Below are 14,737 nucleotides of genomic sequence, written 5' to 3'. Positions count from 1 at the left end.
TCGCGGCGCTCCTCGCATTCCCCAACACGGCTGTCGCCGCGAGCACCAGCGCGACCTCACTCAAGCCACCAACCAATCAGTGCTTCCACCTGATCGCCCTACCCACCAAGCCCGTGAACGGCGCACGCGATACGAGCCCCGTGAATGCCGGACGCGAGACGAGCCTCGCTAACGGCGGACGCAACGCAAACGGCGGACGCAATACGAGCCCCGCGAACAGCGGACACGATACGAGGCTCTCCCAGGACGTCGCGCCAGAGACACTTTTGGCCCTGCCTCCTGAGGGCGTGGACCATTTTGATGGCGCAGACAATCCCGGTGGCGCGGACCAGCAGCCCATCTATGTCCTCATCCCCCTACCCCCAAAAGCCTGCCCCGCCCTCAACCCTCCGGCCACAATCCCCGGAGACCCCGGAGACCCCGGAGACCCCGGAGACCCCCGAGACACACCGCCCAAGCCAAGACCCACCAAGCCTGGAATCAAGCCTGGGACTAAGCCCCGGACCAAGGGCGACATCGCGGCGGCAGCCGCCATCGACCAGTTGGGCACCCCGTTCTCGTGGGGCGGCGGCACACCGTCAGGCCCCACCACAGGCATAGGCAGGGGAGCCCACACCAAGGGCTTTGACTGCAGCGGCCTGACCCTCTACGCCTGGTCCAAAGCCGGCATAAGGCTCGGCCACTACACAGGCACCCAGTTCCGCCAGGGCCGCAGAGTCACACTCGGCGAGCTACGCAAGGGCGACCTGGTCTTCTTCGGTGGCGGCACCGGCGACCCCACACACGTCGGCCTCAACCTCGGGGGCGGCGTAATGATCCACGCCCCCAAAACCGGCGACGTGGTCAGAAGAACCCCGTTCCTGACCTCCACCTACTATCGCCCCCTATACCGAGGCGCCGTACGCCCAGGCTGACCCCGACAGCCGACAGCACCCCCGAGCCACCCCTGGCCCTCACCACGGCACGAGGGCCGGCTCTCGTGCTCGGGCCGCACTCCACCAAGCGACTCCTGGCCCTCACCACGGCACGAGGGCCGGCTCTCGTGCTCGGGCCGCACTCCACCAAGCGACTCCTGGCCCTCACCACCGCACGAGGACCAGTTCTTGTTTTCGGGCCGCACCCATCCCCCGGATTCGCCGGGTGCGGCCCGGCTCCTCAAGCACGAGCGCAGACTTTGACCAACTTCTCGACCAGAGGCGCGAGCAACTCCTGATCCTCGGGCCTGCCCGGCTCATACTCCACGATCCCCAGCCCTGCCACTTCGAACCGCTCCGCCACCGCGCTGACGAGTCCAAGCAACCCATCAGGTCGCATCCCGCCCGGCGCCGGCGTCCCCACGCTGGCGAACACCTCCGGATCCAGTACATCAAGATCGATATGTAGGTAGACGACCTTCTCCTCGAATCCACGCTCCTTCGGAAAGCCGCCCCGCTCCCGATCGAAACCAGCTGAAGCGATCGCATCGACCAGCGTCGCGGAGTCCGGCATGCCCAGGTGGCACACCCCACTCGCCTCAACGAACGCACCCTCGGCCGGATCGAGATCCCGCACCCCGGCGAGCACGATCTGCCACGGACGGACCGGTTCCTCTGGCACCAGCCCCTCCGGTCCTTCACCGGTGAGGGCCCGCAGCACCATCCCGTGAAACGCCCCAGACGGTGAGCCGGACGGCGTATTGAGATCCCCATGAGCATCGAACCAGACGACCACCAGCCGATCCCCGTACGTTCGCCGAGCCGCCGCCACCGGCTCCAACTCGACCCCGCAATCACCTCCAGCAGTGACCATGAGCCCCTCGCCCACTTGCGACATCACCGCCCGCACTCGAGAAGCCGTGATAACCAGATCATCATCGACTTGCACACGCAGTCGCCGCCTCGCAGGCACCATCCCGGCCACCAACTGGGCCCCCTCCCGAAGCCGCTCCGCCGTAGCAGACCCCGACCCCCGCCACTGCGGCACCTCAACAACCGTCACTTCCGACAAAACGCCCTCTTTCTCTCCAAAAGGCCTTATTTCCCCCAATCTAACGTCGTCAAGGTCGAGTCACTTGGCGCCATACTTCACGCGGTCTGTGCCTTCCGGGTGGTGTCCCGCCGAGCAGCGAATCAACGATGTAGTGACACGTCATCTACCAGGCCGCATGAGGGGCTGGTTTTCGGTCGCTGAACACACCTGGGACCGCGATCGCCCGCGACGCGCTCACCCCGGTAACGGGCGACTGTTACGCACGGTTCCGTGGGAGCTCAAGGCTGCGATTGTTACGCACGGTTCCGTGGGAGCCCAGGGCTGCGATGTCCTGGGTCGCCCGACCTTCTGATCTTCACATCTTCTTAGTCGGCGCTGATGGTGATCTATCGCATAGTTGAGGAACGGTGGCGGGATTCGGCACGGTCGGCACCCCGCATCCGGCCTTGATCGGTGCCGCCGGGACGACTAGCCTGATCGCCGAGTTGCTGGAAGGCGGGGCCGAGGCGATCACCTCGGGCGGGAAGAGCCCCGACCACGATGAGCTGCTCGACCACGACGCCATGGAGTTCGGGACCGACTGACGATGAGCGCGGAAGAGGATTTCAAGCAGGTCGGCGCCGAGCTTGCCGACCTAGGTGTACGGATCTCCAGGATGATGGGGAGTCCCGCGCTCAAAGATCAGGCGGGGAAGGTGTTCGCGAGCCTGCAGCGCGACGGCGCGATGGTGTTCCGGCTGGTCAGGGACACCCCTGAACACGCAGCCGCGCTCCAGCTGGCCGGGGCGTTCCTGTTCGACCCCTCGGAGCAGGGCAGGGTGATGAAGGACTGGGTGGTCGTGCCCCACTCCTCGGTCGAGAAATGGACGGATCTGGCCGAGGCTGCCCTCAGCCGCCCACGCTGATCATTGGGCCACGTCGACGGTGTGGCGGCGGGCGCCCGAGTCGGGCAGGACGCGGAGCACGGCCGTCGGCGAGGTTGGCTTGCCGCTAGCGCAGCCACCGCAGAGCTGCGTCGGCGCAGTCCTCGGGGCTGCTGTTGAAGGCGATGGCCGCGTTGGGCGCGTGCTGCCGGACCAGGTTGACCGCCTTCTCGAAGAGTTCGAGCAACGGCTCGTGCTTGCGGATGCCGCCCCCGATCACCACGCAGACGTAGTCTTTGCGGGTCAGGGCCTCCACGATCGCTCCTTCGGGGTTCTCGTCAAGTGCCAACAGGCACCAGTCGGCCTCGATACCATGATCGTCGAAACGGGCCTGACCGCGTGCCATCGCCGCCTGAACTGGCTCCGGATCCCAGCCCTGGATCTTGGCGGGATCGAGGCCGACCACCAGTACTTGTGCCACTGTCACGCGTCCTCCTTCTCAAAGAACGTTCTGCCAGCGCGATGGTTGAAGGTGATGTCTGGGCGCATCCAACATTGTCGACCTCCTCCAGAGGGCGCCACGTTATCCCGATCTTGCCACGCGATTCTCGACATGCTCTCGTCAGAGTGGCAGGACATCGCGCCAGATGCTGGGTACTGAGTCGGCTGCGGCTGTAAGCCCGCATGGACAGCTCAGGCCAGGGCCGAGATCTCGATCCGGGTGTGGTCGGTGGGGTCAAGCAGGCACGACAGCACGACGTTCCCCCGCTCCAGGTGTTCCCCCATGGACGAGGTGAGCCGGGCTGTGCGCTCGATCTCGTACGGGCTGCCGCCCTGAGGGGTTACGCGAAGCCGCAGCAGCCAGATGTAACGTCCGTTGAACTTGTTGGACGTCTCCTCAATCCTCAGGACCGCCGCGTTGCACGGCACCGCGACCGCGCGCTCCTCCGGCGTGAAGGTTCGCAGCGCGGCGGATTCCATGCTCGCGAACGAGATGGAGCCCATGGCGAGCAGCCCCGCGCCCAGGAGGAGGAACATCGCGCTGACGTACGCCCCGACCCGGGTGTGTGGCTTTCGCCGCAACACGAGGAACAACACCACGGCCACGATCACTGCGATCACGGCGAGTGTCCCGAAGACGATCGATGGCATCGTTCTTCCTCACGCTGAGAGGCGGAGCCTGGCAGCCGGCCTTGTCCGTTCCGATGTCGATAGTTGATCAGATGCCGCTTGCATGGTGGCTGCAGCCCGCATGATCGCGTAGCTCCTCTCGTATGCGGCACTCGCGCGACATTCCGCCAAGCGGGCCGGAGGAGCCCTCAGCGCAATGGCAACGCCGGCGACTGGCACCGCGGTCGCGGGCGTCCGCCCCGCGAGTGAACATTTCGGCCGCCGCGCGTCTGCTGGAGCCGCACCCATTACCAGCCGGTCTCGGCGGCGGCATCGTCGTCCTGTTCCAGGCCAGAGGAGAGCTGCCTATGTCACGTCGATCCGAGCAGAGCGCCGCCGCCTGCGCCAGCTACGCCGCCTGCCTGGCGTCCGGTTACGCCGCCTGCCTGGCGTCCAGCTACGCCGACCGCGTGGCCCAGACGCTCGCCGTGCCCGTCGATGACCTGACCGGCCCGACAGCAGGCAGCATCGTGGTGAGGTCCATCGCCGCGTACCTCGTCGATCAAAGTCCATCCCTCATCGGCGACGTCTCCACGCGCCATGGCGATGGTCTACCAGGATCGCCGACCGCAGCGCCGGAGAATCGCCCCCTCGGGTACGGGTGTTGCATCGGTCCCGTACAGGCGTCACCACTTCTGCCGAGAATCATGTGAGCGGGAAGCGAGCCCCTATAGGCTCGAGTGTCCTCGACAAGCTCGAGAAGAGTCCTCAACCTCGGCAAACGACGAAAGTGACAGAAGATCGATGAGCTCGGTTACCGTACGGGTGCCCGCGAAGGTCAACGTGCAGCTATCCGTCGGACCGCTTCGGGAAGACGGCTATCACGACCTGGTCAACGTCTTCCACGCCGTATCGATCTTCGACGAAGTGGTCGCCAACGAGTCCGAGTCGATCACTGTCACGGTGGGGGGCAACTGGGCGGACCGGGTCCCGATCGATAACGAGAACCTGGCGATTCAGGCCGCGAGAGCCCTGGCCAAGCACGCGGGCCGCACCTATGGCGCGGCGTTGGTGATCCACAAGGCGATCCCCGTGGCCGGTGGCATGGCCGGGGGAAGCGCGGACGCGGCGGGGGCTCTGGTGGCGTGCAACGAGTTGTGGGGGCTTGGCCTGCCGTTCGACGACCTCATGGAGATCGCCGGCGACCTGGGAAGTGACGTACCCTTCTCGCTGCTCGGAGGCACGGCGGTGGGGATCGGGCGGGGTGAGCAGCTCAGCGAGTTGCCGACCGGCGGCCGGTTTCACTGGGTGTTCGCGGTGGCGGAGGGCGGACTGTCGACGGCCGCCGTCTATGCCGAGTGCGACCGGCTTCGTGCCGCGACCGGTGCGGAGACCCCCTGGCCGCAGCTGAGCGACCCTCTGCTGGAGGCGCTCGGCGCCGGGGACGCCCGCAAGCTGGGCGCGTACCTCACCAACGACCTCCAGCCCGCTGCCCTGACGCTCCGCCCTCAGCTGGCCGACACCCTCGAAGCCGGTCGCCAGTACGGCGCGCTCGGCGCGATCGTCTCCGGCTCCGGTCCGACCTGCGCCTTCCTCGCGACCGACGCCGCCCACGCCGACCGCCTGGCCGCCGCCCTCACCACGTCCGGCATCACCCGCACCGCGATCCCCGCTCACGGCCCTGTCCCAGGCGCCGTGGTGGTCTGACGTCATCGTTCGGCCGGGCGGTTCGTTGGACAGCTCGATCTCGACGGCCAGGTCACCCAGAACCTCCTCCTCCAGCCCCTAGGTGCGGCGGATGCAGGCCCGCCCCTAGCCGGCTGCTGGTCCGAGCTGGTCCGGGCTGGTCCGGGGCTGGTCCGGGGCTGGTCCGGGGCTGTTGGTAATGACTTTCTCAGGTCGGGAGCCAGGGGTGAGAGGCGGATGCCTGTGCCGCGACCCAGGGCGGTCGGATGGACCGCCGCCCTGGGTCTCGCTGCCGTCAGCCTGCTTCCGAGGTGATCAGGAGCGTTGGCCGGGCTGGTTCACGATCTTGGCTTCGAGCTGGGCGGTCAGGCCCACCGTGCCCGCCTTGAAGGTCTCCTTGCTGCCGCCGGCCCACTTGTAGGTCCGGTCCTTCAGCCGCGTCGAGTTGGTGCCCAGGTAGCGGAAAGTCTCCGGGTCCAGGATCAGGTAGCTGCGCGCCTCGGCGTCGGTGAGGCTGAACGCCACGCCTCGCCGTCCGTCGGCGACGGGCACATCCTGGGTCACCGTCATGCCCTTGATCGTGGGCAGCGCGCGGAAGAGCGCGGCCCGTACATCGGGGGCGAGCCACTGCTCGGTCATGAGCTGATTGATCTCCATGAAAAGCATCTCGGGCGGGACATGGCCGTTCAGCTCCTGCGGCCCCCGGCGGTCCTCATCGAGGATGGCCGCCTTGATCTTGGTAATCACTCCGGCCGGGGTGACAGGGGGTTTGGCCAGCTCGGCCGGGTTCATGACCGCGCTGCCCTGGAACATCAACTTGCCGCCCTGGTACCAGGCCGACCGCTTGCCGTCCACGCTGGTCCACCGTTCCCAGGTGTCGCGCTGGTCTCGGTCGACGTCCCCTTCGACGCCGGCCAGCTGCAGTTCCTTGGTGTAGAGCCACTGGCCGGGGTCCGGGGCGGGCGTGGGGTCGTTCTCGGCCGCACGGGCGGCGCGCTCGCCCAGCTCGGCCACACCGGCCACGGGCGCCATGGCCGGCTGGTCCCTGAGCGCCACGACGGTCCCGCCGACGACCAGGGCCAGCGCCGCGGCCACAGCGAGCCGCCAGCCGAGCCTTCTCGCGCGGGTCGCGGTCGGCTTCCGTACGGCCCCCGGCTCGTGGATCGCCGTCATCAGCCGTGCCCTGGCCGCATCCGCGGCTTCGGCGGTCATCGCCGGGGTGTTCCGGCGAAACTCCTTGATCGCGTTCATCACAGCTCCTCGCCCCCGAGCACGTTCCTGGCCTTCTTCCGCGCCCGGTGCAGCCGTGACCGTACGGTCCCCACCGAGATGTCCAGCGCCCGCGCCACCTCCTCGTACGACATGTCCTCCCATGCCACCAGCAGCAGCACGTCCCGATGCCCACGTGGCAGGGACGCCAGCGCCCCCGCCAGCTCACGATCCCTGCCCTGCGCCGTCACCCGGCGCGTCACGGTGTCGGCCAACTCCTCAGGCAGAGGGTCCACCCCGGTACGACTCAGCGCCCGCAGCAGTCGCTCCTCCTGCCGCCGATGCTTGGCGATCAACGTGGTGGCGATGCCGTACAGCCAGGGCCTGGCCAGCGTGAACGACGTGTCGTACGTCCCGCGCCTGCGGAAGGCGGCCAGGAACGTCTCGGCCACGATGTCGTCGGCGGCCTGCGTGCCGAGCCGCCGCGCCGCGTACAGGTGGATCTGCTTGGCGTAGCGGTCGAAGAGCGCGGCGAACTGCTCTGGGTCGTGCGCCGAACGACGGATCAGTTCTCCGTCGTCGATATCGACAGTCTCAGCACTCAACGCCTCTCCTCCGTGAGTAGGTAGTTCACCGTGCTGTCTCCCGAAGGGCGTCACCCAGTTCCCAAGACACGTGGTTCCCGAAAGTCGTGACGCGGCGGAGCACGTGACGTCGCCGCCCGCAGGTGCCAGGCAATATCCCTTGCGGAGATGGGCGTGTCCAACGACCGCTCGTCTTCACCATGCCGGCCTCGTCGGCCGTCATCGTCCTGCTCCTGGTCCCGTTGCACCGTGCCAACTACCGCAAGTGGCGCAGCCGAAGGCGCCTGTCAAAGAATCGCGCTCCAACTTGTCAAGATCATCCCGACGCGCAATCATGAACGCCCGTGACGAAAAAGATCATTTCCACCGGTATCGGCATCGTTCTCGGGGCCGCCGCCCTCGTCGGCGTCAACGCCTCCCCCGCAGCCGCGGCGCTCAGCTGCTCCAAGACCGCGAGCACCGACCACTCCGTGAGCGTCAAGTGCACCGGCGGGCTTGGGACCTACTTCCGGGCCTATGGCTACTTCTGTTCCACCTCGAACTGCCAGTGGCAGCCGGGCAATCTGGTCAGAATGGGCGGCACGAGCAAGGCCACCAGTAACGGTTACTACAGCGGCGAGTGGGACAGGCACCAATGCGACAAGGCTGACGAATGCTGAGCCACCGGGCCTGGGCCTGTCTTCGAGGTCCGGGCCCGAGGGCGCTCTCGACCCGCTGATCCGCGCTACGTCGAGCGCCTCGAAGCCCGCCGCGGAGGTCCGCGCGGGGTGGGTGCTAGACGAGTTGTTCCGAATATCTGCGGACATGGGGGAGTGTGTCCGTGATCGCTGTTCTTCGTCGGCTTCACGTTGACTTGCTCGCCCCATAGGTCGGGAGCACCGCGCCGGTCTGGGGTGTGCGGGCATGGTGATATCAGTGCATTAGGGCTGTTTTCGGGTGCTGCGCCCGGCGGGTGGTGGGTGTGAGGTCGACCGGGTGGTGGGTGTGAGGTCGGGCGGGTGACGGGTGTGAGGTCGGCCTGGTGCCGTCACCACAGCGCCTTTGAGGCCGATACCCTGGTAGGGCCATGAATCTGGTAAATCTCGAGTCTGTTTCCCATGCCTACGGGCCCAAACCGCTGCTCAACGACGTCTCCCTCGGGGTCGAGGTCGGCGAGCGCATAGGTGTCGTCGGACGTAACGGCGGCGGCAAGACCACGCTCCTGTCGGTGATCGCGGCGGACGTACGCCCGGACAGCGGCCGGGTCACCCATACCCGGGGGCTGCGGGTGGGCGTGCTGTCGCAGCATGACGCGCTCGATCCGGCGATGCCCATCCGGGAGATCGTGCTGGGTGAGAAGGCTGAGCACGAGTGGGCGGGGGATCAGGGCGTCCGCGAGATTCTCGGCAACCTCATCGGCGATCTCGATCTCGACGCCAAGGCGGGGGATCTGTCCGGTGGCGAGCGGCGGCGCACCGCGCTGGCCCAGCTGCTCATCGATGAGCATGACCTGATCATGCTCGACGAGCCCACGAACCATCTCGACATCGAGGCCATCGCCTGGCTGGCCGGTCATCTGGCCGGTCGCAAGAGCGCGCTGGTGGTCGTGACGCACGACCGGTGGTTCCTCGACGCGGTCTCCACCAGGACCTGGGAGGTCGTGGACGGTCGGGTCGAGCGATATGAGGGCGGTTACGCCGCTTACGTGCTCGCGAAGGCGGAGCGGGCGCGCATCGCCCAGGCCGCCGAGGAACGCCGCCAGAACCTGATGCGCAAGGAGATCGCCTGGCTGCGGCGCGGCCCGCCCGCCCGCACGTCGAAGCCGAAGTTCAGGGTGGAGGCCGCGCAGGCGCTGATCGCCGACGAGCCGCCGGCGCGGGAGAGCGTGGAGCTGCTGAGGTTCGCGGCGGTGCGGCTCGGCAAGACCGTCTACGACCTCGAAGACGTCACCCTGCACGCCGGTGGCCCCGGCAGCGGGCCGCTGGTGCTCGACGACTGCACCTGGCAGTTCGGGCCGGGCGATCGGGTCGGGCTGATCGGCGTCAACGGCTCCGGCAAGTCGTCCGTGCTCCGGCTGCTCGCCGACTCGGTCCAGCAGGACTCGGGGCGGATGATCAGGGGCAAGACGGTACGCCTGGCGCACCTGTCGCAGGAGCTGGCCGAGCTCGACCCCACCCGCCGGGTGTTGGAGACGGTCGAGGAGGTCCGCAAGTACATCCAGGTCGGCAAGAAGGAGTGGTCCGCCTCCCAGCTGCTCGAACGCCTGGGCTTCAAGGGCGAGGCGCAGTGGAAGGTCGTCGGCGACCTGTCGGGTGGCGAGCGGCGGCGGCTGCAGCTGCTCAGGCTCCTCATGGACGACCCCAATGTGCTGCTGCTCGACGAGCCGACCAACGATCTCGACATCGAGACGCTGAACGAGCTCGAAGACCTCCTCGACGGCTGGCCGGGCACCCTCATCCTGGTGAGCCACGACCGCTACTTCCTCGAACGCGTCACGGACAAATGTGTGGCGCTGTTGGGCAACGGCAAGCTCTCCTTCCTTCCGGGGGGAGTGGACGAATACCTGTCCCGCCGGGCCCAAGGCACCGCCCTGACGGCCCGGACGACCTCACCCCAGTCGTCGGCTCCCGCACCGATCCAGCCCGCGGCCCCTCAGGAGGGCATGTCGGCAAAGGAAGAACGCGAGCTGCGCAAGGAGCTCAACCGCCTCGAACGCCAGCTCGACCGGCTGGGCGACCAGGAAGCCAAGCTGCACGCGGCAATGGCGGACGCGGCCAGCGACTACGCCAAACTGGGCTCCCTGGACACCCAGCTCAGGGACATCCTCGACCAGAAGGACACGGTCGAGGCCGAGTGGCTCGAACTCGCCGACCGCCTGGGCGACTGAAGCAGCCTGAACCGCAATTCGGCGTCAGGAGTCGAACGGGGCGAGGAGGGTGCGGAGCAGGGCGGAGAGGGTGCGTTGGTCGGTCAGGGGCAGGCCGGCGAGGAGGTCGTGCTCGCGCCGCAACAGCCCGGCGAACGCCGCGTCCACCCGCGCCAGTCCGCTCTCCGTCAGCGACACCAGCACCCCTCGCCGATCCTCCGGATCCGGCCGGCGCCGCACCAGGCCCGCCTGGGCGAGCCGGTCGATGCGGTTGGTCATCGTGCCCGACGTGACCAGGGTGGCCCGGATCAGGGCTCCGGGACTCAGCTCGTACGGCTTGCCCGCGCGCCGCAGCGCTGTCAGCACGTCGAACTCCCAGGGCTCCAGAGCGTGCTCGGCGAACGCCGCCCGCCTGGCCCGGTCGAGATGTTTAGCCAGGCGGGACACCCGCGACAGCACCTGAAGGGGCTCGACGTCGAGGTCCGGACGCTCTGTCCGCCAGGCCGCCACCAGCCGGTCGACCTCGTCCTGCGGCTCCTCGTTCATGACACCGCCTCGCCATGAGATCGCCAGGTCGGGGGGAGCGCATCCTGCGTCATGGTCAGAGTGTACTGTCTTGACATCGAGATACATATCTCGATATCAATTATCTCTATGTCGAGAGATATCTGGGATCCCACCATATACGCCAGGTACACCGACGAGCGATCACGCCCGTTCTTCGAGCTGACCGCCAGAATCGGCGCCGACAATCCTGATTATGTCGTGGACGCCGGCTGCGGCACCGGCGAACTCACCCTCGAACTCGCCCGCCGCTGGCCCCAGGCTACCGTGGAGGGCTTCGACGCCTCCCCAGCCATGATCACCAAGGCGCGCCAGCACCAGCAGCAGCGGTTCTGGGTCTCGGATGTCACCACCTGGCGGCCCGACCGGCCGGTGGACGTGCTGGTCTCCAACGCCGTCCTGCAATGGGTGCCCACGCACCGCGACGTCCTGGAGCACTGGGTCGACGCGCTCAACCCCGGCGGCTGGCTGGCCTTCCAGGTGCCCGGCAACTTCGACGCCCCCAGCCACGTGGCGATCCGTGAGCTCTGCGCCGCGCCCGAGTGGTCCGATCGGCTCGGCGACCTCAACCGGGGCCGCCCGGTGGACGACCCCATCGACTACGTCGACTTCCTGAGCGGCTGCCGGGTCGACGCCTGGGAGACGACATACGTCCACCTCCTCCAGAGCGACAACGGCGACAACGCGGTACTGAACTGGATCTCCGGCACCGCCCTGCGCCCGGTCTTCGACCGGCTGGACCCCGACGAGCAGAAGAAGTTCACCGCCGAGCTGGGGCAGCGGCTCGACGAGGTCTATCCGGCCAGGCCGTACGGTACGCCGTTCCCGTTCCGACGCGTCTTCGTGGTGGCGCAGAAATGATCACTGGCCTGCATCACGTCCAGCTCGCCGCGCCCGCGGGGAGCGAGCCGCTGCTGAGGGAGTTCTACGGCGGAGTCCTCGGGCTCCAGGAGGTGCCAAAACCGCCTGAACTGGACAAACGCGGCGGGGTCTGGTTTCGTGGCCGCGGGGTTGAGGTGCATCTCGGCATCGAGGACGACTTTCGGCCCGCCAGGAAGGCGCACCCGGCGTTCCTGGTGGACGACCTCGGCGCCTTCAGCACGGAACGACCCGACGACCTGCTCCCCGGCTACCGCCGGATCTACCTCATGGACCCGGTGGGGAATCGAATCGAGCTCCTCCAAGGCGTGTGAAGTTCGTCCAGCGGTGGCATGATTGTCCAAATCGGCCAAGGCTGTGAGGTGCTGTGGGCATCGAAATCGAGGACAAGTTCGACGTTCCCTCCGACTACGCGATACCCGACCTGAGCAAGCTGGCAGAGATCGCGGGCCCGAAGAGTTACCAGCTCGTGGCGCTCTACTACGACACGCCCGACCTGCGGCTGGCCACCCGGGGCATCACGCTCCGGCGAAGACGCGGCGGTGACGACGCCGGCTGGCATCTGAAGCTGCCCAAGGCCAAGGGCGTACGCCAGGAGATCACCCACCCGCTCACCCGGAGCACGAAGGTAGTGCCCGCCGAGCTGGCCGAGCTCGTCCGCGCCTACACCCGCGGCGCGGAGCTCCAGGTGGTGGCCGAGCTCGACACCCGCCGGACCGTGACGCTGCTGCACGACGGCCCGACCGGGCTCGTCGAGATCGCCGACGACCGCGTCAAGGGCACGGTCTTCGATGCCGAAGAATCAGCAGGCGGGCCGCGGGTCGTACGGTGGCGTGAGGTCGAGGCGGAGCTGCTGGAAGGCGACCAAGCCCTGCTCGCCAAGGTCGGCAAACGGCTCAGGAAGGCCGGCGCCACCCCGTCGGAGTCGGCCAGCAAGCTCGCCAGGCTCCTCGAACCGCCACCTGTCGCCCATGCCCCCACGAAGGACGGCTCGGCCGGCCAGACCGTCATGGACTACCTGGCGGGCCAGGTGACGGCCCTCCTCTCACAAGATCCCCGCGTACGGCGAGCGGAACATGACGCCGTCCATCAGATGCGCGTCGCCTCCCGGCGGCTGCGGAGCGCGCTCAGGGCGTTCGGCGGCATCATCACCGGCACGAAGCGGGTCCAGGACGAGCTCCGCTGGCTGGCCACGGTCCTCGGCGAGGCGCGTGACCTGGAGGTGATCAGGGCCAGGTTCGCCCGCGAGCTGGCGGCGCTGGCCCCCGAGCTGGTCACCGGCCGCATCCTGGCCAGGCTCGGCGACGACCTGCACGCCCGCGAGCTGGAGGCGTACGAGCGCATCAAGGACACGCTCAGTGGCGAGCGCTACTACGCGCTGCTCGACGCCCTCGACGCGTTGACGGCCGCCCCGAAGCTGACCAAGGCCGCGGCGGAGCCGGCGCACGACAAGCTCAGCGACGTGGCCGCCGAGAACTGGGACCGGGTGGCCAAGATCTATGACACCGCCCAGGCGATCTCGGACCTCGAACGCCGCGAGCTCGCCATGCACGATGTCCGCAAGGCGGCCAAACGCGCCCGCTACACCGCCGAGGCCCTCCAGCCCACGCTCGGCAAGAGCATGGTCAAGCTGGCCAAGCACGCCGCGGCCGTACAGGAGGTGCTCGGCACCCATCAGGACGGTGTGGTGGCGCAGGAGACGCTGGCCAAGGAGGCGGAGGCCGCGCGGCAGGCGGGTGAGGACACCTTCACCTATGGCCTGCTCATCGGCCTCGAACGGGGCACGGCGGAGCGAGCACACGCGGACTTCCCCAAGGTCTGGGCTGAGACGGCGAGAGCCATTAGGAAACTACTATGAGTGACTTACCAGTCATACCTTTCGAACGACAGGACGCCCTGGAGGTCCCCGCGGCCTATCGGGAGCTGCGGGCCGAGAAGGGCATCACCAGGGTACGCACCCGGGTGGGCGACGAGATCTGGCTGGTCAGCGGCTATGAGGACGCCCGCAAGCTGTTCGCCGACCCCCGGCTCGGGCGTTCGCACCCCGAGCCGGAGAAGGCCGCCCGCGTCTCCGGCTCCGCGCTGCTCGGCGGGCCCCTGGGCGAGAGCGCGACCGAGAAGGCCAACAACGAGCGGATGCGCCGGCTGCTCATGCCCTCCTTCTCCGCCCGCCGGATGAAGGCCCTCAGCGACCACGTGGGCGCCTTGGTGGACGAGCGGCTGGACCACCTGGCCACTCTGACGCCGCCCGCCGACCTGCACGCCGAGCTGTCCTTCCCGCTGCCCGTGCTGGTCATCTGCCAGCTGCTCGGCGTCCCCTTCGAGGACCGGGACTACTTCAGCGGCGTCTCCGGCCGGATGGGCGACGTCGCGGACGAGGCCAAGGGCATGGCGGCGCGCGAGGAGCTGGGCGCGTACATGGCCGGGCTCATCGAGCGCAAGCGGCACGAGCCCGGCGAGGACGTCTTGTCTGATCTGGCCGGGGTGCTGGACGACGACGGCAGTGTGGCGCAGCTGGCCGGCGGGCTGCTGTTCGCCGGGCACGAGACCACGGTGAACCGCATCGACTACGGCGTACTGTTCCTGGAGGCCAACCCCGACCAGCGCGCGCTGCTCAAGGCCGATCCCGGACGGGCGCCGGCCGCCGTCGAGGAGATCCTGCGCATGGCCTCGCCCAGCCTGCACGGTCTGCCCCGCTACGCCCACGGCGACATCGAGATCGGCGAGGTAACGATCCGCCGGGGCGAGGCCGTGCTGATCATGCCTGGCGCCGCCAACAGGGACGAGCGGATCTACTCCGACCCCGACACCTTCGACGTCGGCCGGAAGTCCCTGGACCCGCACCTGAGCTTCGGGTACGGCCCGCGCTACTGCATCGGCGCCAGCCTGGCCAGGGTCGAGCTCGAAGGGGTGTTCAGCCGGCTCTACCAGCGCTTCCCCGACCTGCGCGTGGCCGTGCCGCTCGATCAGCTCCGCCGCAACGAGGGCCGGATCACGGAAGGCGTTGCCGAACTGCCAGTCACCTGGTGA

The 14,737-nt window shown here is 68.1% G+C and carries 17 protein-coding genes; 11 read left to right on the top strand and 6 right to left on the bottom strand.

The features are described from left to right. The first annotated feature begins 542 nt into the window (after window positions 1-542). Entirely contained in the window at window positions 543-914 is a 372-nt protein-coding gene (locus tag ACGFJ2_RS35135) for an NlpC/P60 family protein (RefSeq protein ID WP_393475598.1), read from the top strand. A 241-nt stretch (window positions 915-1,155) separates the two neighbouring features. On the opposite strand, the gene ACGFJ2_RS35130 is transcribed toward ACGFJ2_RS35135, so the two are convergent. Beyond that, the gene (locus ACGFJ2_RS35130) at window positions 1,156-1,890 is read right to left on the bottom strand and encodes an arginase family protein (RefSeq protein WP_393476295.1); all 735 of its coding nucleotides are present in this window, start codon (window positions 1,888-1,890) and stop codon (window positions 1,156-1,158) included. A gap of 485 nt (window positions 1,891-2,375) precedes the next feature. On the opposite strand from ACGFJ2_RS35130, the gene ACGFJ2_RS35125 reads away from it, so the two are divergent. Then, window positions 2,376-2,552 (top strand): hypothetical protein, encoded by a 177-nt coding sequence (locus ACGFJ2_RS35125; RefSeq protein WP_393475595.1) that lies wholly within the window; start codon window positions 2,376-2,378, stop codon window positions 2,550-2,552. 2 nt (window positions 2,553-2,554) lie between these two features. Then, window positions 2,555-2,872, top strand: a complete 318-nt coding sequence (locus tag ACGFJ2_RS35120) for a hypothetical protein (RefSeq protein ID WP_357943887.1) — start codon at window positions 2,555-2,557, stop codon at window positions 2,870-2,872. Between the two features lie 85 nt (window positions 2,873-2,957). On the opposite strand, the gene ACGFJ2_RS35115 is transcribed toward ACGFJ2_RS35120, so the two are convergent. Both ACGFJ2_RS35115 and ACGFJ2_RS35110 read right to left on the bottom strand, forming a co-directional pair. Beyond that, window positions 2,958-3,317, bottom strand: coding sequence for a hypothetical protein (locus ACGFJ2_RS35115; RefSeq protein ID WP_357943888.1), 360 nt, complete (start codon window positions 3,315-3,317; stop codon window positions 2,958-2,960). A 206-nt stretch (window positions 3,318-3,523) separates the two neighbouring features. Then, complete coding sequence (locus ACGFJ2_RS35110; RefSeq protein ID WP_393475591.1) at window positions 3,524-3,982, bottom strand: hypothetical protein; 459 nt, start codon at window positions 3,980-3,982, stop codon at window positions 3,524-3,526. Window positions 3,983-4,308: 326 nt separating this feature from the next. Between ACGFJ2_RS35110 and ACGFJ2_RS35105 the strand changes: the two genes are divergently transcribed. Both ACGFJ2_RS35105 and ACGFJ2_RS35100 read left to right on the top strand, forming a co-directional pair. Further along, window positions 4,309-4,653, top strand: a complete 345-nt coding sequence (locus tag ACGFJ2_RS35105) for a hypothetical protein (protein ID WP_357943892.1) — start codon at window positions 4,309-4,311, stop codon at window positions 4,651-4,653. Window positions 4,654-4,744: 91 nt separating this feature from the next. Then, window positions 4,745-5,647 (top strand): 4-(cytidine 5'-diphospho)-2-C-methyl-D-erythritol kinase, encoded by a 903-nt coding sequence (locus tag ACGFJ2_RS35100; protein WP_357943894.1) that lies wholly within the window; start codon window positions 4,745-4,747, stop codon window positions 5,645-5,647. 294 nt (window positions 5,648-5,941) lie between these two features. Here the strand turns inward: ACGFJ2_RS35100 and ACGFJ2_RS35095 are convergent, their stop codons facing one another. Beyond that, window positions 5,942-6,877 (bottom strand): CU044_5270 family protein, encoded by a 936-nt coding sequence (locus ACGFJ2_RS35095; protein ID WP_393475587.1) that lies wholly within the window; start codon window positions 6,875-6,877, stop codon window positions 5,942-5,944. Next, a complete protein-coding gene (locus ACGFJ2_RS35090) occupies window positions 6,877-7,440 on the bottom strand; it encodes an RNA polymerase sigma factor (RefSeq protein ID WP_393475584.1) in 564 nt (187 codons plus the stop codon). Before ACGFJ2_RS35090 ends, ACGFJ2_RS35095 begins: the two co-directional genes overlap by 1 nt. Window positions 7,441-7,763: 323 nt before the next feature. On the opposite strand from ACGFJ2_RS35090, the gene ACGFJ2_RS35085 reads away from it, so the two are divergent. Together ACGFJ2_RS35085 and ACGFJ2_RS35080 are read left to right on the top strand one after the other, a co-directional pair. After that, window positions 7,764-8,078 (top strand): hypothetical protein, encoded by a 315-nt coding sequence (locus ACGFJ2_RS35085; protein WP_357943900.1) that lies wholly within the window; start codon window positions 7,764-7,766, stop codon window positions 8,076-8,078. 407 nt (window positions 8,079-8,485) lie between these two features. Beyond that, a complete protein-coding gene (locus ACGFJ2_RS35080; protein WP_358179181.1) occupies window positions 8,486-10,285 on the top strand; it encodes an ABC-F family ATP-binding cassette domain-containing protein in 1,800 nt (599 codons plus the stop codon). Between the two features lie 24 nt (window positions 10,286-10,309). On the opposite strand, the gene ACGFJ2_RS35075 is transcribed toward ACGFJ2_RS35080, so the two are convergent. Further along, window positions 10,310-10,810, bottom strand: a complete 501-nt coding sequence (locus ACGFJ2_RS35075) for a MarR family transcriptional regulator (protein WP_357653720.1) — start codon at window positions 10,808-10,810, stop codon at window positions 10,310-10,312. 108 nt (window positions 10,811-10,918) lie between these two features. Between ACGFJ2_RS35075 and ACGFJ2_RS35070 the strand changes: the two genes are divergently transcribed. From ACGFJ2_RS35070 to ACGFJ2_RS35055, 4 genes are read left to right on the top strand one after another with little or no spacing between them, the layout of a single operon-like run. After that, the gene (locus tag ACGFJ2_RS35070; protein WP_357943904.1) at window positions 10,919-11,689 is read left to right on the top strand and encodes a trans-aconitate 2-methyltransferase; all 771 of its coding nucleotides are present in this window, start codon (window positions 10,919-10,921) and stop codon (window positions 11,687-11,689) included. Further along, window positions 11,686-12,021: a glyoxalase gene (locus ACGFJ2_RS35065; RefSeq protein WP_358179183.1), complete on the top strand. Its 336-nt coding sequence runs from the start codon at window positions 11,686-11,688 to the stop codon at window positions 12,019-12,021. The genes ACGFJ2_RS35070 and ACGFJ2_RS35065 overlap by 4 nt, the downstream gene beginning before the upstream one ends. A gap of 53 nt (window positions 12,022-12,074) precedes the next feature. After that, window positions 12,075-13,565: a CYTH and CHAD domain-containing protein gene (locus ACGFJ2_RS35060; RefSeq protein ID WP_357943908.1), complete on the top strand. Its 1,491-nt coding sequence runs from the start codon at window positions 12,075-12,077 to the stop codon at window positions 13,563-13,565. Continuing rightward, window positions 13,562-14,737 carry a cytochrome P450 gene (locus ACGFJ2_RS35055; RefSeq protein ID WP_393475578.1) on the top strand — a complete coding sequence of 392 codons (1,176 nt, stop codon included), beginning with the start codon at window positions 13,562-13,564 and terminating at the stop codon, window positions 14,735-14,737. The genes ACGFJ2_RS35060 and ACGFJ2_RS35055 overlap by 4 nt, the downstream gene beginning before the upstream one ends.

Source organism: Nonomuraea sp. NPDC049028 (assembly GCF_043197735.1).
In the GTDB taxonomy this organism is placed as follows: Bacteria; Actinomycetota; Actinomycetes; order Streptosporangiales; family Streptosporangiaceae; genus Nonomuraea.
Note: the sequence above shows the minus strand (reverse complement) of the source record. Positions and strands in the feature narration are given on the sequence as shown.